At 35.0% G+C, this 21,047-nt stretch carries 19 protein-coding genes; 10 read left to right on the top strand and 9 right to left on the bottom strand.

Translation table 11 applies throughout. From position 1 onward, the window contains the following. Positions 1 to 159 precede the first annotated feature (159 nt). On the bottom strand, positions 160 to 579 hold the full coding sequence (gene ndk / locus HF196_RS05635) for a nucleoside-diphosphate kinase (protein ID WP_168456196.1): 420 nt from the start codon (positions 577 to 579) through the stop codon (positions 160 to 162). 113 nt (positions 580 to 692) lie between these two features. Between ndk and HF196_RS05630 the strand changes: the two genes are divergently transcribed. From HF196_RS05630 to HF196_RS05620, 3 genes are all read left to right on the top strand, one after another. Beyond that, positions 693 to 1,520, top strand: coding sequence for a hypothetical protein (locus HF196_RS05630; RefSeq protein WP_246198551.1), 828 nt, complete (start codon positions 693 to 695; stop codon positions 1,518 to 1,520). Continuing rightward, positions 1,517 to 2,539: a ferrochelatase gene (gene hemH / locus HF196_RS05625; protein ID WP_168456195.1), complete on the top strand. Its 1,023-nt coding sequence runs from the start codon at positions 1,517 to 1,519 to the stop codon at positions 2,537 to 2,539. Before HF196_RS05630 ends, hemH begins: the two co-directional genes overlap by 4 nt. Positions 2,540 to 2,616: 77 nt before the next feature. Then, positions 2,617 to 3,483, top strand: coding sequence for a hypothetical protein (locus HF196_RS05620; protein WP_168456194.1), 867 nt, complete (start codon positions 2,617 to 2,619; stop codon positions 3,481 to 3,483). Between the two features lie 10 nt (positions 3,484 to 3,493). Here the strand turns inward: HF196_RS05620 and gshA are convergent, their stop codons facing one another. Next, entirely contained in the window at positions 3,494 to 4,654 is a 1,161-nt protein-coding gene (gene gshA / locus HF196_RS05615; RefSeq protein ID WP_168456193.1) for a glutamate--cysteine ligase, read from the bottom strand. 97 nt (positions 4,655 to 4,751) lie between these two features. Between gshA and hslV the strand changes: the two genes are divergently transcribed. After that, the gene (hslV, locus tag HF196_RS05610; protein ID WP_168456192.1) at positions 4,752 to 5,306 is read left to right on the top strand and encodes an ATP-dependent protease subunit HslV; all 555 of its coding nucleotides are present in this window, start codon (positions 4,752 to 4,754) and stop codon (positions 5,304 to 5,306) included. A 49-nt stretch (positions 5,307 to 5,355) separates the two neighbouring features. Then, positions 5,356 to 6,798: an ATP-dependent protease ATPase subunit HslU gene (hslU, locus tag HF196_RS05605; protein ID WP_369799954.1), complete on the top strand. Its 1,443-nt coding sequence runs from the start codon at positions 5,356 to 5,358 to the stop codon at positions 6,796 to 6,798. 19 nt (positions 6,799 to 6,817) lie between these two features. Here hslU and HF196_RS05600 read toward each other — a convergent pair whose 3' ends face one another. Beyond that, positions 6,818 to 7,993, bottom strand: a complete 1,176-nt coding sequence (locus tag HF196_RS05600; RefSeq protein WP_168456190.1) for a hypothetical protein — start codon at positions 7,991 to 7,993, stop codon at positions 6,818 to 6,820. A gap of 169 nt (positions 7,994 to 8,162) precedes the next feature. Here HF196_RS05600 and polA point away from each other — a divergent pair, with 169 nt between their 5' ends. The 3 genes from polA to HF196_RS05585 are packed head-to-tail and all read left to right on the top strand — an operon-like array spanning position 8,163 to position 11,068. Then, a complete protein-coding gene (polA, locus tag HF196_RS05595) occupies positions 8,163 to 10,697 on the top strand; it encodes a DNA polymerase I (protein WP_168456189.1) in 2,535 nt (844 codons plus the stop codon). 24 nt (positions 10,698 to 10,721) lie between these two features. Continuing rightward, the gene (locus HF196_RS05590) at positions 10,722 to 10,877 is read left to right on the top strand and encodes a hypothetical protein (RefSeq protein WP_168456188.1); all 156 of its coding nucleotides are present in this window, start codon (positions 10,722 to 10,724) and stop codon (positions 10,875 to 10,877) included. Positions 10,878 to 10,879: 2 nt separating this feature from the next. Further along, positions 10,880 to 11,068 (top strand): hypothetical protein, encoded by a 189-nt coding sequence (locus tag HF196_RS05585; RefSeq protein WP_168456187.1) that lies wholly within the window; start codon positions 10,880 to 10,882, stop codon positions 11,066 to 11,068. A gap of 143 nt (positions 11,069 to 11,211) precedes the next feature. Here the strand turns inward: HF196_RS05585 and HF196_RS05580 are convergent, their stop codons facing one another. The 3 genes from HF196_RS05580 to HF196_RS05955 form a co-directional block, all read right to left on the bottom strand. Further along, positions 11,212 to 11,961: an SDR family oxidoreductase gene (locus tag HF196_RS05580; RefSeq protein ID WP_168456186.1), complete on the bottom strand. Its 750-nt coding sequence runs from the start codon at positions 11,959 to 11,961 to the stop codon at positions 11,212 to 11,214. A 10-nt stretch (positions 11,962 to 11,971) separates the two neighbouring features. Then, on the bottom strand, positions 11,972 to 12,796 hold the full coding sequence (locus HF196_RS05575; protein ID WP_168456185.1) for a YihY/virulence factor BrkB family protein: 825 nt from the start codon (positions 12,794 to 12,796) through the stop codon (positions 11,972 to 11,974). A 207-nt stretch (positions 12,797 to 13,003) separates the two neighbouring features. Then, positions 13,004 to 15,769: a hypothetical protein gene (locus HF196_RS05955; protein WP_246198549.1), complete on the bottom strand. Its 2,766-nt coding sequence runs from the start codon at positions 15,767 to 15,769 to the stop codon at positions 13,004 to 13,006. Between the two features lie 126 nt (positions 15,770 to 15,895). Here HF196_RS05955 and HF196_RS05565 point away from each other — a divergent pair, with 126 nt between their 5' ends. Then, positions 15,896 to 17,239 (top strand): phosphomannomutase/phosphoglucomutase, encoded by a 1,344-nt coding sequence (locus HF196_RS05565; RefSeq protein ID WP_168456184.1) that lies wholly within the window; start codon positions 15,896 to 15,898, stop codon positions 17,237 to 17,239. Between the two features lie 2 nt (positions 17,240 to 17,241). On the opposite strand, the gene HF196_RS05560 is transcribed toward HF196_RS05565, so the two are convergent. From HF196_RS05560 to HF196_RS05550, 3 genes are read right to left on the bottom strand one after another with little or no spacing between them, the layout of a single operon-like run. After that, on the bottom strand, positions 17,242 to 18,462 hold the full coding sequence (locus HF196_RS05560; protein WP_168456183.1) for a heme biosynthesis protein HemY: 1,221 nt from the start codon (positions 18,460 to 18,462) through the stop codon (positions 17,242 to 17,244). After that, positions 18,459 to 19,190 (bottom strand): hypothetical protein, encoded by a 732-nt coding sequence (locus tag HF196_RS05555; protein ID WP_168456182.1) that lies wholly within the window; start codon positions 19,188 to 19,190, stop codon positions 18,459 to 18,461. Before HF196_RS05555 ends, HF196_RS05560 begins: the two co-directional genes overlap by 4 nt. Continuing rightward, a complete protein-coding gene (locus HF196_RS05550; protein WP_168456311.1) occupies positions 19,183 to 20,412 on the bottom strand; it encodes a lipoprotein-releasing ABC transporter permease subunit in 1,230 nt (409 codons plus the stop codon). Before HF196_RS05550 ends, HF196_RS05555 begins: the two co-directional genes overlap by 8 nt. Positions 20,413 to 20,604: 192 nt before the next feature. Between HF196_RS05550 and HF196_RS05545 the strand changes: the two genes are divergently transcribed. After that, a complete protein-coding gene (locus tag HF196_RS05545; protein WP_168456181.1) occupies positions 20,605 to 20,976 on the top strand; it encodes a hypothetical protein in 372 nt (123 codons plus the stop codon). Positions 20,977 to 21,047: the final 71 nt, after the last annotated feature.

The raw sequence follows: 21,047 nt of genomic DNA, 5'->3' as shown, positions 1-21,047 counted from the left end.
AAAAAATAAGATTTATTAGCATATTTTCCAAGTAAAAAATAATTGGATAGAAATCAACATACACGCATATTTCATCGTTTAATCTGCACAGATTGAAGATAGCTCCAGCCATATAATTAGGTGGGCTTACGTGGGTTATCAAGTAAATTATTTTTATAGCTACACTAACTCACACTCAGCAAAAAAGAAAGCGATTTCTCTACGAGCATTTTCCAAGCTATCTGAGCCGTGAACTCTATTTTCGCTAATGTCATCAGCAAAATCACCTCTGATTGTGCCTTTATCTGCCTGCTTTGGATTTGTAGCTCCCATGATTTGCCTGTATTTACTCACTGCATTTTCACCAACTAAAACTTGCACTATCACAGAACCAGAAGTCATAAACTCTACTAACTCCCCAAAAAAGGGTCTATCTTTATGGATTTCATAAAACAGTTCTGCCTGTCTTCTTGTCAGTAACATCATTTTTTGTGCTATAATTTTTAGCCCAGATTTTTCAATGTAGGAATTTATATTACCTGTAATATTATTTCTTACTGCGTCAGGTTTTAATATCGAAAGTGTTCTCTCAATTGCCATATTATTTCCTTATATAAGATCGTATATTTATAGATTTATTCTATTATGAATTTTTATTTCATCAAAATGATTTTTTGTTTATAGTTAAGAATAAACCATCAAGGAAGTATTGTATGGGGTGTTCTAAATGTCCTAAAACTAATAACACTGCTAAACAAGCTGAGTCTACTACTAAACAACCAGTTAAAACTGAACCTGCTGCTAAAACATTCGTTAATAATTTAAAATCATCAATTTTTTGTGGCACAAAGGGGTTTTTAACTTTCAGCTTGGCTTTTTTGAGTTATTTGGAATATAGCTCGCGTCACAATACAAAATTGAAAGAAGGTGCTGCTTTTGCAATGAAAAGGAACACTATTCCATTTTTTGAAATGGCTATCATAACACCATTTGTTTGTTTTGCACTGCCAGCTATGATAGGCATCATGAGTCTTATGCAATGTGCACTTGTATGCGCTGCGTTGATGATTACCACATGTTTTGTTGTGAGAACTTTTCACTTGCGTGAGAAGTTGATGGAAAAAACTACTGACTACAGTAGAGAAACAATAGACAGGGAATTTAAGAAGGATACTATAAAATTCCCTATTTTTGATAAAAATAGAGAACACATTGGGTATAATTCCCCTAACCAAGAACAATCACCAAATGAAGCAAGTAGCTTTTCTTTTCTCAGAGTTTTACTTTTTCCCCTTAAAGTTCTTTTGAAGGTTCTTCAAAGCTGCATCATGCTAGCTTTAGCTGCTATTGAACTTCTTGAAGCAGTGCCAAGCTTTTGCGCTGATCTGATCTTTGATAGAAGCTTTGTATCTACCCAGAGTAGTCTGCAGAGATCTGGCCACCTATTGTATGCCAGTGTGAGAAATTTAGTACCCATATCTGTACTTGATGAGTGTGTAGCTAATTTTATAGGTACCCCTGAAGCAACGTGTTGTAAGTGAAAAAAGCAATCGTCTTACTTAACCTTGGCGGACCTGATTCACCAAATGCAGTCCGTCCTTTTTTATTCAACCTCTTTTATGATAAGAGAATAATTAATTTACCAAATCCTTTTCGTTTTCTTTTAGCAAAGTTTATATCTGCAAAACGAGAAGATACTGCACGAAAAATATATGAGCAGATTGGAGGTAAATCACCAATTTTAGAGAATACAAAAATGCAAGCTGAAGCGCTTGAGCAAGAGCTTAATAAATCTGTGTTTTGTCATCCAAGTAGCATGGAACTGGGATCTAGAAAGAAGAACTGGATTCCAGCGTCACGTGCTGGAATGACACAAGAGCTGGCCAGAGTATTCGTTTGTATGCGCTATTGGCATCCATTTGCCAATGAAGTGGTTGAAAGTGTAAAGCAGTTTGATCCTGATGAAGTAATTCTTCTGCCACTATATCCTCAATATTCCACTACCACAACTTTATCATCCATTGAAAATTGGCAAAAAAGTGCCAAAAAATATGGTCTAAAATGCAACACAAAAATAATCAACCATTATCATAATAACCAAGACTTTATTGAAGCTCACGTTAACCTAACAGCTCAGTATTATAAATTAGCAAGTAGAATTGGTAACCCAAGAATCCTATTTTCAGCCCATAGCTTGCCCTTGAGTGTTATTGAGAAGGGTGACCCTTATGCCTTGCAGATAGAAGAGACAGTAAAATTAATAGTAGAAAGGTTAAATATCAAAGACCTTGATTGGTCAATATGCTATCAGAGCAAGATTGGTCCCGTAAAATGGCTAGAGCCGAGCACTGAGAAAGAGTTATTACGTGCGAAAGCTGAAGATATACCTGTGGTTTTATCACCTATATCTTTTGTTTCTGAGCATTCAGAAACACTTGTTGAACTTGATATGGAATATAAAGCAATTATCAAGGACGGATACTACTTTCGTGTACCAACTCTCAGTACCAATTCTTTGTTTATAAAATGCTTGGCTGATTTATGTAGGAACTGCCCTTAAAGTCCTGATTTATAGTACTTTTCTTTTAAGATTTTATATGATAGAATAATAAAAAATTATTATTTTATTAGCTATTTATGCTAAATGAGCTAAAAAAGAAACCAAGCACATTTGCACAAAAGGTACACGATGCTTACAATCATGATACCAGAAGGATAATTTGTATCACAACAGGTTTAACAGCCTTGTTGTGCAAGATTTCACTCCAATTTTGTTGCGAATTTATTGACAATAATAGCTCCAACATCTACCTTATACGTGAAATTGCCCGATGGGTAAAGTTTCCGACTTCTATTCTATATATTACTCATTCTGCGTTTGCTTTACATGACTTAATCAAGGATTACAGAAATCCTAATGGTAAGAAAGAATTAGTAAAAATTGTGGGCAAATCGGCTAGTCTTGCAAGTAGCTCGATAGAAGCACTAATGATGTTGAAAGTCTTCCATTTCTTGACTGGAAGTAATGCAAGCGCAATAAGTCATATTCACTTAACATCAACAATCCTATTCCTATTCATTGCGGAGCCTATAAGCTATTATTATACATACAAAAAATATCAAGAGGCACATAAAGAATATCAAGATGCATGTAGAAAAGGCGTAAAAGATGCTGGTGAACTTACAAAATGTGAAGCTGAACTTGCTAAACGCAAGAAGAGCCTTGTTATCAGCACACTAACTTTATCATTAGGTTTGTTAAACTTCATATTAAGAAGGATAGAAATTGTAACCACACCGATAAACCTAGGTAATGGTATAATCTATGACTTCAATTTAAGCGTGACAGTTGGCATAATATATAGCGCAGTATTTTTGGCAATCCAGCTTGACAAACTAGTTAACCAACCTATCAATGATGATCCTTCTACTGAACTTGACAATGCTAACCATGCTCAGCATGTTGATTGTGGTAATAATCTATATAATGGCCCTGCTATGTAGAGGTAAGAAATTAGATATGAAAAGACCTCATTTCTACCGCCAATGCTAGCACTGCTAACTTGCTAACCACATTCCAGAGTGACAGGGTTTTATTTTCTATGACTTGGCTAATATCATGAAATTCACAGTCAGTGGCATTCAAGCTGGAATATATGGTTTTTCTACTATTACAGCGATATAAATAGCATGTCGGTGTATTTCCGATATAGTATATTAGCGGCTCTGCAGGACTGCGTTCAAATACATCGATAGTTGGTATACCTTCTTGTACAATGACACTATTGATTTTTATTCCTTCCTTTACTTTTTTCATCTTATGGCGCTTTTTTTTATTGAGGTTTAATATTTCATCTCCGCTTGTTGCTGTTATAATACCCATTCCATATGTTCCATTACTTGCTTTGATAAAAACATAAGGTTGTGTTTTGATTTCATATTCTTCGTATTTTTTGTGTATGAGGGACAACACTTGGTTAACCTTAGTTGCCACTGTTTCCCGCGATGAGTGGTCACTAAAATTAACCTCGTTACAGCTTTTTGTAAATACAGAAATAAGCCATGGGTCTATTTCAAATTCGCTACAAAATTCGGACGCTAGCTCTTGATAGATTTCAAAATGTTTAAACTTCTGCCTACTGTGCCAACCATATAGTGGACTTGGTACTATCTCTTGTTTTACATTTTCTAGCACACTTGGAATGTGGCTTGTCATATCCCGGTTCAGCACAATAACATCGGGTACGAATCCTGAAGTTGTCTTCAGCAGAGAGTTTTCTTTCACAACAGTTTCATATGGCTCTATTGAATTGTATGCTTCGTTATGAAATAGGCCGGTTTTAGTTTCAAAACCCGCTAATTGCAATATTTTTTCTATGGCAAATACGTTTTCTATGTATATTTTATTTCGTGTATAGTTCTCCGGTATTACAAGAATTTTTTTATATCGTTTTTTTTCAAAGTAGCTTCGTACCAGTTTTGCTGCTGTTGTTTTTGATAACTCACTTAAATTATTGAACCCTGCAGGAAACAAATTGGCGTCTATTGGGGCAATTTTATAACCAGAATTTCTGAGATCTACAGAGCTATAAAACGGCAACGTAAAACCGTTAAATTTTGTCTCAAACCAATCATTTATATTTTTTTCCAAATTTGGATGAATTATATTTTGCATCTACACTTTAAATGTTATAAGGAATGTACTATATTATAAGCTGTAACTAAACATATTTAACTACAGTTATAGTATAATGAATTAAAATGACAGAAAAATGATTCGACATGATAACGATAAGATATATGGAACTACCATACTGTCAATCAGAAGAGGTAAAAATGTAGTAGTAGTAGGTGATGGACAGGTTTCACTGGGCCACACTGTTATAAAATCCGGGGCAAAGAAAGTCAGGCGTCTTTCTGGTGACTCTGTAATTGCTGGCTTCGCTGGAGCAACAGCTGATGCATTTACTCTCTTTGAGAGACTGGAATCAAAGCTTGACAAACATCCTGGACAATTAATGAGGGCATGTGTTGAACTTGCAAAAGATTGGAGAATGGATAAATATTTAAGAAAGCTGGAAGCTATGATGATAGTTGCAGATAAATCTATCTCATTGGTTATTACAGGGACAGGGGACGTTCTTGAACCTGAGGATGGGATTGCAGCTATTGGTTCTGGTGGAAATTTTGCTCTATCTGCAGCAAGAGCTCTGATTGATGTTGAGGGAATATCAATAGAGGAAGTTGCAAGAAGAGCTATGAAAATAGCAGCTGATATATGTGTTTATACAAATCATAATGTAGTTATTGAAAAGATAGAGGGATAATATGTCTTCTGAACGAAAAATTTTATTCACTAATTTCTCTGATCAATCTATGACTCTTTCAGAAGGGCAGTCTTGTGATAGTAACACTCACAATAAGAAAAATGATCTCTGCAAAGATACTAAGAGCAGTTGTGATTCAAATAACAAAAATGCTCGGGCTAATAACAGTACACAAGTTTTATTAGATGATCTGCCGCCACAAAAGATAGTTAAGGAGCTAGATAGGTTCATAATTGGACAGAATGATGCAAAGCGTGCTGTTGCTATTGCACTCAGAAACCGTTGGCGCCGTAACAAAGTTCCCCTTCCTTTACGTGACGAAATTATACCTAAAAATATACTGATGATTGGTCATACAGGGGTTGGTAAAACTGAAATAGCTCGTCGCTTAGCAAAGCTTGCAGGTGCACCATTCATCAAAGTTGAGGCAACAAAATTCACTGAAATAGGATATGTTGGACGTGATGTTGACTCGATAATACGCGATTTAGTTGATGCAGCAATGGTTTTGGTTAAAGAGAAAGCACGTAAAGCCTTAGCTAAAAAAGCCTTAGATTTAGCCGAAAAGACAATAGTCGATTCTATGGTTGGTGAGAGTGCAAGCGAAGAGAGTAAAAAGATTTTCAGAGAAAGATTGAGAAATAAAGAATTTGAAAACGGGGAAGTTTCCATTAATGTCAGAGAAAGCAAGGGCGTGTTACCAGCTTTTGATATACCAGGTATGCCAGGCGGGCAAGTTGGTATAGTAAATGTAACAGAACTAATGGGCAAAATGTTCAATGGAGGTAAAAAAACAAAAACTATTACGGTTAAGGTAAAAGAAGCTCGAGAAATATTGATTAATGAGGAAAGTGAAAGATTAATGGATGAGAATAAGATAATCAAAAAAGCCATTGATCTTGTCACTAATGAAGGCATAGTGTTTTTGGATGAAATAGATAAAATAGCAGCACGTACAGAGGTAAAAGGTGAAGTAAATAGAGAAGGGGTACAACGTGATTTATTACCACTACTTGAAGGAACAACTGTTTCAACTAAGTACGGCCATGTCAAAACAGATCATATATTATTTATTGCATCTGGTGCTTTTCACCTATCTAAACCGTCTGACCTTTTGCCGGAATTACAGGGTAGATTACCGATCAGAGTAGAACTTAAGGCACTTACTCAAGAGGACTTAATAAGAATATTAAAAGAACCTGAGTCTAGCTTGTTAAAGCAATACATAGCTTTAATGAAAACAGAAAATGTGATACTTGAGTTTACCAACGATGGTATCGAAACCATAGCTGAAATCGCATTTACAGTTAATAGAGAAGTAGAAAATATAGGCGCAAGAAGGCTTCATACTGTAATGGAGAAGCTTTTAGATGAAATAAGTTTTATAGCTTCCGAGAACAGTGGTGAAAAATTTGTTATAGATGGCAAATATGTGAAAGATAAGCTTCAATCGATCTCAAAGCAGCTAGATTTATCTAAGTTTATACTTTAATTAGGTGTGTTGACATTTTTTACCTAGAGTGTTGCAACTGTTGTGATGTTTGTACAGATTTCATAATTGAATCCGGTGACGTTCCCCGACCTTTTCTTAATTTACAGATATATTGGTCATTTTTCGCATCAAAGCTTTTTCTACTTTTACTCATTTCATTCTTTAAGTCTTTGTATATCTCTTTGAGCGCTTTTTTGTCTTCCTTGTCTGTTATATCACCACTTTGCAGTAGAGTTTTAACCTGATATGCATCATACCTGAGCAAGATCTGTTTATCTTCATATGTAGGATTAGCTCTCTCCAGGATTTCCTGGAGGGATTTATATACAAAGGACCTTGAATTTAAAAAATCATTAGGGTCCTTACATGTGTAATGTACATACAGACTAGGATGCTTTTTTATTACTTTATTTATTCCCTCTAGATATTTATTGTTAGAGTTACTTGCGTCACAAGATCTATCTGCAAAATCTGAAATTTCTAAGTCTTTGTCACTTTCAAACTTTCTATCAAGCTCAACTTTCCATTTAGCTTTCGTTACTTCTGCTAATTGGGAATTTAGCTCCCTTTCTTTAGTCCTATGTTCTTTTGATTTTATAAATATAAATAATCTACTCTGCTGATTGAGCTTAGTAAGCTTCTGTTGCAGGTTATTTTGCCTATTCTGTAGAGCTTTAATCTGATCATCAAGACTAACAATCTGCTCAACTGCTTTTTGAGGTTGCTGAGGTTTACTCTTCATCTGAGGAGATTTTTTCTTTGATAAGACAAAATCTTTTGGCACTTCAGGAATGCTAACCTTTTTCAATTTTCCTAGAACAGGAGGTTTTCTACCATTTGCTGATTTTGATTGAGGGATGTCTTCTGCTACCGAGGCAGTTGGTGTTATCCGACCAGACGGTGTTCCACTATCACTTGATATTGAATTTGTATCAAATACTTCGCTGTCGCTTGTTGTGCTGAAGCTTGACGATATTCCACTATCACTTGATATTGATACTGCATCAGAGTCAGTGCTGAAGGTTGACAAAGAGTGAGCTCTGCCTTTTTCAGAGATTAGGTTGTTTGTTTTAGCCTCTCGTCTAACTTTTATTGGCCTTACTTCGCTGGTTATTGGAGCAGGATTGGGAATAATCGGACTGCTAATATCTGATTTACTGAGCTTATGCCTTGCTTTTTCTGTTTTTTTACTCATTTTAAACTCTCAACCTATTAGCAACATAATCTAATTTTAAATGGTAACTATTAACTATACATGAATGCCATTTTAGGTAAAGTCTCTTGCAATACTTAAAAGTAGAAAACAAAGGCTTGATTTTTGTAGTTAAATCATAGACTATCAAGGGCACATGTGAATATCTACAATGAAAGAAAAAACTTTCACAATCATTGATGGTTACGGCTTTCTTTTTAGAGCTTATTATGTTTTGCATCACTTAACTACCACAACTGGTATACCAATAGGTGGTGTGTATGGCTTTCTAAAAATGGTTCTTAAGTACATTGTCCATTCAGATTACTTGACCATAGCATTTGACTCCGGTAAAAAAAATTTCAGACACACTTTGTATTCTGAATACAAAGCAAACAGAGTAACACCCCCTGAGGATTTAATTCCACAGTTTGCAATACTGAGAGAAGCGGTGGAAGCTTTTAGTCTGAGCTATGAAGAAATTGAAGGCTATGAAGCAGATGACATAATTGCAACACTAGCCGCAAAATACGCCAACCAGCAAGACTTTAAAGTGGTAATAGCTTCGTCAGATAAAGATTTGTTTCAACTCTTAAATTACAACGTTTTAATATTTGATCCTATTAAAGATATGTATATAGATGAGAAACAAGTAGTGGAAAAATTTGGTGTAAATTCAGACAAACTTCTTGATTTGTTTTCCCTAACTGGTGATACATCTGACAATATTCCAGGTGTTCCAGGAATAGGCCCAAAAACTGCAGCTAAGTTGCTAGATGAATTTGGTTCGTTGAATAATATTCTGGAAAACATTAATAATATCGAGCAAACAAGGGTACGTAACATTCTCACCGAACATAAAGAAAAAGCGTTAATTTCAAGAAAACTTTTATCACTATGCGAAAAAGTAGACCTTCAGCACGATATTGAAAAATATGAAGTCCATCCTCCAAATATGGAGAAGTTGTTAGGTTTTTTAAAGAAATATGAGTTTAATTCCTTGATAGGCAAAGTAGAACAGCTTTTTTCTTATAGTAAATCTAGCAAAAAAAAAAAGACAGAATATAATAGTGAAGAATTAGAAAAATTTTTAGAGCACTGTAGATACGAAGGCAAAATTGCAATCTATTGCCATTTTGAAGACGACGTAATCAGCAAAATATCCTTGTCTTACAGTAAAGATAGTATTTTCTATATAAGTCAAGACTACCTACAAAATGCAGTTATTGCGATTAACTCAACTCTTCTTTCAAATGGAGTGCTTAAAGTAATACATGATGTTAGAAAGGTAAGAGAAATATTTCCTGCAATAGAAAAAGTATTGGGCTCAGTTGATGATTTGATGACAATGTCATATAGCCTTGATACAGGAAAGCATGACCATAGCATTTCAAACATAATTGCACATAATTTGAGCGGAGATGTGGGAACCTTCTCAGCAAAAACCTTGATAGCGGTCCATGAAAAACTAACACAAAGATTGTTTCAAGAAAAGCTTTTTACAATTTACGAGCGTTTTGATAAGCCGCTTACGGAGGTAATACTCAACATGGAAAAAAATGGAATATTGCTAAATATTCAAAAACTGCAGGAATTGTCTGGTAAGTTTCAACAGTTACTCGCTGTGCTTGAGGATGATATACATAATTTAGCGGGGGAGAGATTTAATATTGCTTCGCCAAAACAATTAAGTGATGTTTTATTTAATAAAATGGGGCTTAATAAGAAGAAAAAGTTAAAATCTGGATCTTATAGCACAAACTCTGAAGTACTAGAGGAGCTTGGAATGGAGGGGGTTGAAATTGCTAGTAAGATTTTAGATTGGCGACACTTAAGCAAGCTGAAAGGTACCTACACTGACGCACTAGTAAAGCGGGTTGACCCTATTGATGGTAGAGTGCATACAAACTTCTCAACAACTGCAACGGGTAGGCTCAGCTCCAGTAATCCTAATCTGCAGAATATTCCTATCAGGAGTGAGGAAGGAAACTTTATCAGACAAGCATTTATTGCACCAAAAGGATATAAGATAATTTCTGCCGATTATTCACAAATAGAATTGAGACTTTTGGCACATATTGCAAATGTTGCAGCATTCAAAGAAGCCTTTGCAAATGGGCAAGATGTTCATAATATCACTGCAAGACAGGTTTTCGGGGTGCAAGAAGGTATAGAGGTAGATAGACAGCTAAGACAAAAAGCAAAATCTATTAATTTTGGAATTATATATGGCATTAGTCCGTTTGGCCTTGCAAGGAGGTTTAAAATTACCATTGAGGAGGCTGCTGAATACATTAATTATTATTTCTCCTGTTACCCGGAAATAAAGATCTATATGGAAAAAGCAATGTCTATTGCGAGACAGCATGGTTATGTAGAAACTCTGTTTGGTCGAAGATGCTTTGTCAAAGACATACACAATACAATCACTTACCTAAGACAATTTGCAGAAAGAGCAGCAATAAACGCACCCGTGCAAGGAACTGCCGCTGATATAATAAAACGTGCAATGATCCAACTTTATGATCAGTTAAAGGGAGGTAAAATAATCCTTCAAGTTCATGATGAACTACTGGTTGAGGTAGAGGATGATAAGGTACAAGAAACAGCAAAACTTGTGAAGGATATAATGGAAAATGCAGTGAAGATTTCTATACCGTTTGAAGTTGAGGTAAAAATTAGTGACAACTGGGGCACAACCGTATGAACATTATGATTTGTAGGTGGTAGTTTGTATGGCAAGTGGTGTTATCCCAGTAGCCTCTACGATGTCATCAAAGTAGCTGGCACTGGGATCCATTCTTTTTTTTACTGGATTCCAGCGTCACGCGCTGGAATAACACCCTTTGATGAAAATAAGAAACCTCTTATTTTCGATTCTGTATAAAAATGAAAATAAGGCTTACCTTATTTGCGTGGATGAACATAAGAGACCTCTTATTTTCGATTTTGCGTAAAAATGAAAATAAGGCTTATCTTAATGGTGATAGACTTCTTGCATTATGGTCAAAGCTGTACGAATGTTGCAATCAGCAGGTAGTTTGCGTGACAGATGGTGTTATCCCAGTTTTCTTATGATGTCATCTAGGTGTGCCTTTCTCTGTCATACAAGCAGGTGACACTGGTTCACTTTCTGACGGTGTCAGCTTGTATCTACTCACATAACACCACTTTTGCCTCAACATTGACTGCGTACAATACTGTTTGTATAGCCGCGCAACTTACTCAAGGGATTTACTGAGGGGTAAAACTTGTCCTGATATGTCACAGTCTTCAGAAGTCAGTTCTACAAATTTATCTGTTAGTTTATCAGGCAGTACTAGTTCAGGTGTATCCTTTCCAGGAAAGGCTTGCTTATACATTTCGCTGTCAACAGGTCCTTCTGGATACACAGCATTTACACACAGTTTCGTATGTTTTGTCTCAGATGCATATATCTTGACTATGATTTCTAGTGCGGCTTTACTGGCAGCATAGGGTGCCCAATAAGGATAAGAAGATGGAGAAAGTGTCACTTCTGAAGTCATAAATACCACCCTTCCAGAATTAGATTTTTTTAGTACTGGGTCTAAGTTTTTTAGCAAGTACCAATTGGCAGTAAAATTTGTATTCATTATATTCTGCAGCTCTTCAAGCTCGCACTCGTGAACAGGACTTAACTTACCTAAAATTCCAGTACAAGCAACTAATATATCAAGTGCTCCAGATTCTGATAATTTCAGACTCTCTATCATATTTGCTAGTATCTGCACATTTTCAAAGTCTAAAAGATCAAGCTGAATTAGCTTTACAGAGCCTTCTTTGAATTCTTCAAGCTCTTCAATTTCATTATACAGTGGTTTGAGATGATCGATAGACCTCGAAATTAAAATTACATATGCACCTTCCCTGACAAACCTTTTTGCAACTGCAGATCCTATTCCACCTGAAGCTCCGTTAATTAAAGCTATCTTGCCTTCTAATTTGCCCATTTATTTCTCATCAGCAAAACCCATTAGAATATTTTAGCTGAAAATTAAACTTTGCTCCATATATAAAAATTAAACTTACCACATAAAAAAATAATAACGACACTACTATACCACCCAAACTTCCGTATATCAAATCTAGTTGGCCAAAGGAGGCTCGCAAGTATTGCTTGAAAACTGAAGCTGAAAGTGTCCACAGCATAACAGCTACGCAGGATCCAGGAAATACATCCGATAAATTTTGTTTGATATTGGGCAACATAAAATATAGCCAAGAAACTACTAAAAATAGCACAAATTCAACAAGGAGATATTTTGTATAACTCAGCCCATGATAGGAAAACCCTATTAGCATTGGTACTAATGTGGAGAATATTATAGTTAGAGTTATAATGAACGTAATCACTAAAAATTGCAATATGCTTAGTATTCTTCTTAATACATAAGGTGGTGAAACTGGAACCTTGTAGGCTTTATTCAATATCGTCCTCAGCCCTTCAACAGTCGATGAGGCAGTCCAAATAGCTCCTAAAATTGCTAAAGTTAATAAACTGTGCGGCGGGCCTGATATTATTTCCTTAATGCGTGGCATTAAAGATGCCAAAATGTCTTGTGGCATGTTATCGATTATAGATGTCCAGCCAATGTTATATTGATCTAAGAAACTTGCAAACGTTGATGCCAAAGCCATTAAAACAATGAGAAAAGGGAATATTGATAATAGGATCAAAAATGACAAGTATCCCGCATGCTCCATCCCGTCATTGTAAATTGTGTCAATCAAAGCACGATAAAGACAATAAATTATACTGTAGAACTTCTGCAGTAACTTATTCATTACAATATAAATAAACCAAAGTAAGATATTCTAAATAAAATAAAATATATTTTTAAGCAAAAAAATCCTAATGGTACAGAATGTTGTACATCACTGTTCCTTTGTCATTCTAACCTTTTCATTCCAGTGCCAACCAAAAACAGTCGGAGGTTCTCGCATAGATGCAAGAAGTTCAATAATGCATGTGGAGGCACCAGAGATTAAGCTTTACCGTGATTTTTCTGGATCATTAGGAGTTAAATTTGGATCTGATAATTCTGTTCTGACGTATCTGCCTTCTTTATCATATAAATCATGGAAATTACTAACTTGCACGTCAGTTTGCACTTCCATTTCTTTAGTCTCTTCTTGATCTGTTGAAGATGATGCATCAACTCCTGTACCTTTAGTCACTTTCTGTTTTAGCTGCTTATTTTCTTCTTGAGATTTTTTTAATCTTTCCTTCAACTCTTCTATTTCTCTAACTTTTTGTTTTAATTGCTCAGATATAGTTTGCTTATCTCTAGTCAAATTCTTATTTTCTTGTCTTAACCCACTTACTATCTTGTTTGAGCTTTTATCCACAGCTTGTGTATCTTGGTCTCGCGTTTCAGGCATTGTGGTTTCAGTCTCAACATGATGCTGTTGTATACTTGCCTGAATTCCTCTACTCTCATACCCAACTTCAGTTTGAGTTGATACAACTACTGTTTGACCTTCTCCCTGCTTTAATACGTTCTGTAATTCCTCTAAACGCTCTTTGACAGACTCCAACTCTTTCTGCGTATTTATCAACATTTCTTCCTTTTTCTTAAGCTGTTGTGTAAGCCTATCTATTTCCGATTGTTGTTTTCTGAATGATGCCGAATCTGTACTTTTCGTTCTTAACTGTTCAAGCAAATTTTCCTTTTCTTCCTTTAATTTTTCTATTTGGTCGGTTAGTTTACCCTGATTATTGATAAGTTCACTTTCAGCTTGATTTAGTTTGTAAGTTAAACTTTTAATATACTCCTCATCTTTGTTCTTTACTTCTGAATACTTTTTATCTAGAACTTGAAGTTTTCCTTCTAACTTCTGGTTTTCCTTGATTATTTGCTGTATCTTTTCACCCTTTTGTTTAACTTCTTCTCTCAAACTTCCTATTTTCTTGTCTTTATTCTCATCTACTTCTTTCATCTCATCCGCAAGTGACTTCCCACTTACATTAGATTGTTGAATCTCTCTTTCTAAAGCTTCCTTTTCTTTTTGTAGTTGGCTTAACTCCTTAGCTAACTCTTGATTCTTTAATTGCTCCTTGCTTAATTGATCTGTGACATCAGTTAATTCCTTATCTTTTTCCAGTAAAAACTCTGCTAGCTGCTTGTTATGATCATCATCTGAACCCTCTGATATTTTCTTCATATCGTCTCTCAGCTTTGTGTTTTCCGCTTTTGATTTGTTCAGTTCAGCTTCACTTATCTCCAATTTCTCACGTAGTTCTTCATTGATTTTATTTGTTGATTGGGACTTGTTTCTTTCATCTCTTAGTTGAGATTTCAAGCCTAATAATTCAGATTTTAAGTCTGCTATTTCAGTATCTTTGTTTTCTTGACTCTGCTCTAATGCGTTTATCTGTTGTTTTAAGTTCCTATCCTTTCCAACTAATTCTTTTACCTTGCCTTCCAATTCGGCTTGAAGTCTTTTAACTTCCTCTTTCAGTCCTTCAACCTCCTGTTTCAAAGTTTGTTCTTCCTTAATTAATTTACTTATTTGTACATCACCTTCTTCTGTTATTTTTGTATTACGATCTTTCAATTCTGCATTTTGCTGCTTGAGATATGTATTTTCTTTTAGTACTTCATTTGCATCTTTATTTTGATCAGTAAGCGACTTAATTAAGGCATCTTGCTCCTTTATTTTTTGATCTTTCTCAGATATAGCTAGTTGTAAGTCTTCAAGCCGCTTTGCCTGCTTTGCAAAGTTTTGAGCGAGTATTTCTTTTTCTTTTTTTAATTCTTCAATTTCATTTATAATTTCATCTGCACTTGAAGATATCCTCTGAGAAAAAGATCTTTCATCTTTTAATTCATCTTGTTCACATTCTTCTTCACTACTAAACGTGTCATCCTCAAGTTCACTGTTAGTAGATATAGAACTTCTACGTGAAGAAGGTGTGCCAAGAGAAGAATATCCACTGCTATCTTGCATAGGCGACTGCGGCGATATATATGGATCTTGTGTAATCCTCTCTTCAGTTTTTTGTTGAACGTTTACATTCTTGTATATATCAGCGAAAACTTGATACAAAGTTTTTTCATTGATGAAAACTTCTTTATTCTGCTCAACTAATTTCAATATTTCATTTTTTGTTTCTTCTGGTAGTGGATCCATAAACTTTAAATCACCAAACCTTGGCTCACCGATTATCCTTTGTATACCACCAGATCCCACTGCTACAGCAATGCTACAACTTATATCGTTACCTCTAGAATCCTTAGCCTGCCAGTAAATTGCCATTTCACATGAACTGGCACCAGTAAAATTATAGTGCCTCTCATTACTGTTTTTCTTGCACGCAATGATCTGACTATCTCCCCCAAGAAACAGGTTATAAACCTCATCTTCATTGCTAACCCTTAAAATATCACTGATTTTTATTGGCTTTTCCTCATCTTCAAACCTGATGTTAAAGTTATTATCTTTTGTTGAATACGCTGAGAAACTTTGACCTGATAAAATTTTTTCAAACTTGTTACGTATTCCATTCTGCGTTTTAATTATTGACTGTTCAAATTCTTGGAAGTCTGTTCCCCATTTTGAGATCACTTGTCTCCTAATATCTTTATCTTGCAGTAGAGGGCCGATAAAGTACCAGACTAATTTTTCCTTCTCCAACTCTCTTACAGTATCCTTAAGACTGTTGCAAGATTCAATGATACTTAGAATATCATTCTTCTTCTGTTCATCTGCACCTAAACTTTGATTCTTAATTACAAATAAATCTTCCTGCTTCATAGCTTTACATAAAAAAAATATACTATAATATTAACATACTTTTCTAAAAAGTCAACTAATCATCAGGTAAATAAGCTTGAGCATTTGTCTTTAATATTATATAGTAGTTACTCTGAGAAGTGCAATATGGACAATACCATTATAAGAAAATATGATATTAGAGGTGTAGTAGGCAAAGACCTGCAGATCGATGATGGGTATGAGATAGGCAGAAAAGTTGGCCAAACCGTATCCAGTGTTTGCATAGGCTACGACAGCAGAATAGACTCGCCAAGTATAGAAAAAGAATTAATCAGAGGTTTAACCCTATCTGGAGCAAATGTTATACGCGTTGGACTATGCTCTTCACCTATGCTCTACACTGCGACGCAAATTACACAAGCAGACCTTGGTATTATGATCACCGCTTCGCATAACCCCAGCAAGTACAATGGCTTTAAATTTTTCAGCAGTAAAAAAGTCTACTCAGATCAAGAAATAAAGGAGGTTATAAGCAATCCAATCAAAAGCAGTATGAAAATTGGCAGCTTAATTAACATCAATATATACAGTGAGTACATTCTCATATTAAAAAGTGCGCTGAAGAATAATACTACACAAAAGCTAAAAATAGCCTGGGACCTTGGCAATAGCCCAGTAAGTGGAATTGCAAGGTATATTGAAAAGATTTTACCAGGTCATACGCATATCGTAACCAATAACTCTATAGATGGAACATTTCCATTGCACGATCCAGACCCTATAGAAGAAAAAAACCTTGCTCAACTAATTGATATTGTAAAGAAAAATGAATGTGATCTTGGCATTGCACTTGATGGCGATAGTGATAGGGTACGTTTGATTGACAATCAAGGCAATGTTGTTTCCAACGACCACCTATTTATGATTTTTGCACGTGAAGTATTGGAGGAATACCCACAAAGCAAAGTTATTGCTAACATAAAAATGAGCATGAAAGCACATGATTTTGTCAGTAAATTAGGAGGACAAGTAATTACCTGTGCTACTGGACATTCGCTAGTTAAGAAGAAGATGTTAGAGGAGGAAGCAGAATTTGCAGGTGAACTGAGTGGGCATTTTTTCTTCTCTGAACTAGGTTTTGACGACGGACTATATTCTGCTGTTAAAGCCATTGATATTTTACTCAAGACAAATCAAAGCTTATATCAGATCATTGAGGATTTACCGAAGCTATACATTACTCATGAAGTAAAGATTGTGGTTCAAGACGAAAAAAAATTTCAAATAATCGAATCAATAAAGAAAACGCTGGAGCAACAAAGCATTGCGTTTTCAGAGCTTGATGGTATCAAAGTGACCAATAACGATAATAAAGGTTGGTGGCTTCTTAGAGTGTCAAATACACAAAACTGTATTACAGCAAGATGTGAAGGAAATACCTTAGAGGATTTTGAACTTACTAAAAAGGTTTTATTTTATTATATTGATAAAGCAAGGTCGTTAAATTAGACCTATTGGCTATAACACACACAATTAAAGCTGTTACAACTTGAGCACTTATAATCCCATTGTTTCAGCTTTTGACTACAATTCGTACATTTCCAGCATGGTTCAGGTAAAGCTTCTGAGTCCATCTTGTTAAGCCAATAAATTACTTGGTCATACTCTTGTAATACAACCTTGAGCTGTACCATAATAAGATAGATCGACACGTAATTAGCTTTTTTCATAGCATTATCTAAGTGTTGACTTGCAAGATCATATCTACCCAAGCTAATTGAAGATGAAGCAAGTAAACAATAACTAAAATAATAATCAGGACGCAAGTTGCATAGTCTTTCGGCCCCTTTACTGTTTAAACTGATATAAATTTTAGCTAACTGAGAAGTAGGGTTTACTGTATACTCCGTCTCTAGTACTGCAGAAGCTTTTCTGATTTTTCCCAGTCTAATATACAACTCTGCTTTTAAATAATTGATGGGCTGAAAAGTTGCACAATAACTTTGAGCTCTAAATAAAGACTTTATAGCCTCCTTGTAATTCTCTTTACTTTCATATTGCTTTGCTAAAGCGCAATAAAGGACCGCTAACATTTTTTTGCAATCAAAGGGAAGAAAAATATTGAACTTCACGGCTTCCTTTAACTTCAAAATTGCGCAAGCCCAATCTTCTTGCAATATGCAATGCTCTATTTGAAAGGGAATAGACAAAATTTTATTATCAATTGAACTAGAGCAATACTCTATAAATTTTTGAAAGATTGCCTTTTCTTGTTTAAGATCAATGATCAGTTTATTGGCAAGAAGTAGAGCTAGATTGAGGTTTTTATTTGCAATATTTATTAAACCGTGGCTGAAAAAGCTGTAATTTCCTGTCTTAGCTGCATTAAAGAGTTTTATTAAAGATAACTTATCGCTTTCCTCATTTAGATTTTTAACTAGCTTGTGAGCATTCTCCATATTGCCCAAATCCATGCTAAAAAAAGCTTCAAAGAGAAGCAATTCTTTCTTATCCCTTCTTCTGTTTCTTATATTGGTAAATGTTGATGAAATGGAAGAATAAAAGCGTGTTAGTATAATTAGTAAAAATAATAAAAATACACAAGTAAAAATAATGAAATATAGATCAATATTTACGGTGTAACTACCCAATTCTAATCTTACTACTTCGCCACTCACTTTGATCCATATACCAAATAAAAAGGAGAGAATAAAAATTATGAGATAAATCATGAGATATATTGTAATAAGTAGTAATATATTGTTGAAATATTCTTAGAAGCTGCAGTAAAACAATTCAATTTATTTAGCCATGGCTTAAATTCCTGGTGTGTTAAATCACCTGCTATAGTAGCTATGCTCTGCCAATCATTATCATTTATTGACTCCTCGATTTCTGCTAACTTTATCCTTAATGGATCGTTTTTGTCCTTTATCTTTACCCAATTTGAAATGACTTTTTGAAATAGTGTACTTTTGTTGTAATTGATAGTATCAATGGTTTTTTCAAAAGACAATTTCAACTCAGGTAAAGTATCTATCTCTTTCAAATTTTCCAATTCATTTAATGCATTCTCTACCTCTGGATCATCAAGCTCTGATATTAGAGGCTTTATTGCGTTTATATGATTATCAAACTTTGCTTCTTGTAATAATGAATTCTTCATTTTAACCACAAGTAACAGCAATTTTGCGAGGTTCTTCTGCCTTAAATTACCATCGCTTTGTTCACATTGAGTGTGCAGACTTCTCTTTAAATCAAATATCTTTTTTTCTATTCTAGATTGATTAACTTCAAGTAACATTCTGAGTTCATCTATGTTTTCGGTCAAAGTTTTAATGTTGTTCCCGCTTTCTTGCCGATTTACTTTTAAGAATACTATGTTATTTATCGCAATATAACTGGCAAATAATAACGCAATTAAAAACCAGCCTATACATTGTCGTTGAATATCATTCATAGCGTAGTATCTCCGCAGGATCTTGTGCAGCCGCCTGCAGTGCAGGGGCAATCGTCGCCAAAAATGATAAAAATAATGCAAGCGCAGAAACATTCACTACGTCTTGAGGCACCAATATCACTGGCAAACTTGAGAAAAAGTATACCATAGGGTCAAATAGTTTGACGTTAGCAACGTTTTCTAAAAACACCCTAATATTTTCAATGTTGAGAGAAAAAATAACACCTACAATAGAGCCAAGGCAAGTTCCTGTAAAACCAATCAACAATCCACAAGTGCAAAATATGCGCATAATGCTTCCAGTTGTTGCACCAAATGTACGCATGATTGCAATCGCAGATTTCTTTTCTTGCACTATCATCATTAAATTTGAGACAATATTGAATGCTGCCACAATTATAATCAAAGTAAGAATCAAAAACATCACATTTCTTTCAGTTTTTAAAGCATTAAAATAGTGGCTTTGCTGTGATTGCCAACTTTCAGCTTCCATTCCTGTTTCTTTTTCTATAGCATTTGCTAGCTCATTAGCCTTAGTAATGTCATCTACAAATACCTCTATGTTTCTTATACTGTCTTTATAATTAAAAAAAGCCTGTGCTGATTTTATGGGCATATACATTAAAGTATTATCATACTCAAACATGCCCATATCAAATATTGCGACAACTTCATATTCTTTCATTTTTGGCATCTCATCAAACAATGCGTCAAACCCTTCAGGTGATATAAGCACAATTTTATCGCCACAATCAATGTTTAAGGCTTCTGCCAATCGTGCCCCTATTATTATTCCCTCATCGAATTTTTTTACATTACCCACAATTACATTATTTGTAACAGTAGTATTGTTCAATAAGTCTTTAGCTGACATACCTCGCACTACAGCGCCAACAATTCTACCATTTGCTGTAACGATAACTTGATCATTGGTCATGGGAGTAGCTTTTAATACACCTGGAATTTTCTCAATGGACTTTGATACTGCATAGTAATCTGAATTTACGTTTTTATCAAAATAAACATTGATATGACCATCAATGCCAAGTATTGAGTCAAGCAACTTTGCTCTGAACCCGTTCATGACAGACATCACCACTATTAATGTTGCAACTCCAAGAGCAATGCCAATAATAGAAAACAAAGTCATGATAGAGCAAAACCTGGCATTTTTTGCTCGCAAATAGCGAATAGCCATAGTAACTTCAAAGGCAATGGACATTACATTGAGGATCATATTCTCAAGATTTCATATGATTGTAGACTTTTCTTTGCTGAAAAACTAGAGGTTTTTACTTCTTCGAAGTTAACAGCCTATCAATATGTCCTCTTTCTGTCATCCGAGTAGCCTTTTTCTGTCATCGTAATGCCTCTTTTATCAATGAATTACTTAAACCTTTACAGTAATGACATTGTGCGACTTCTTTTGAAAAGTGGTGCTGATCCAGGTTTGAAGGATAAAGATGATAAAAGGCCAATAGGTCGTGTTTCTCCTTGTAGTGATAGTGGAAAACCATTTAACTCTAAGAAAACATTCTGGCTCGGGGCTGCTGCACTATTAGCTACAGCAGGCAGTATTGCTTTGGCTTCTGGAGTTGCTGACGCATACATAGGTGAGGTTTGGTGTTCTGTTCTTGCAGCAGTTATAGCTATTATTGCATTATGTTGTGTATGCTGTGCAGCAAAAACTCGACTTCCTCCATCAGGGCCATCATCTGTGCTCTATGAAACCAGTGAGGAGTTTTCCAATAGTCAGAAATTACTAAGTCCAACAGTTGGGGCTTAATAATTAGAGACTAAAGGAGTTCTTTTTTAAAAAACTTAAGGTATAATATAGGTATTTGATATCTTTTATAG

This window comes from Wolbachia endosymbiont of Ctenocephalides felis wCfeJ, from assembly GCF_012277315.1.
GTDB lineage: Bacteria > Pseudomonadota > Alphaproteobacteria > Rickettsiales > Anaplasmataceae > Wolbachia.
This window is presented reverse-complemented; position numbering and strand designations above follow the sequence as displayed.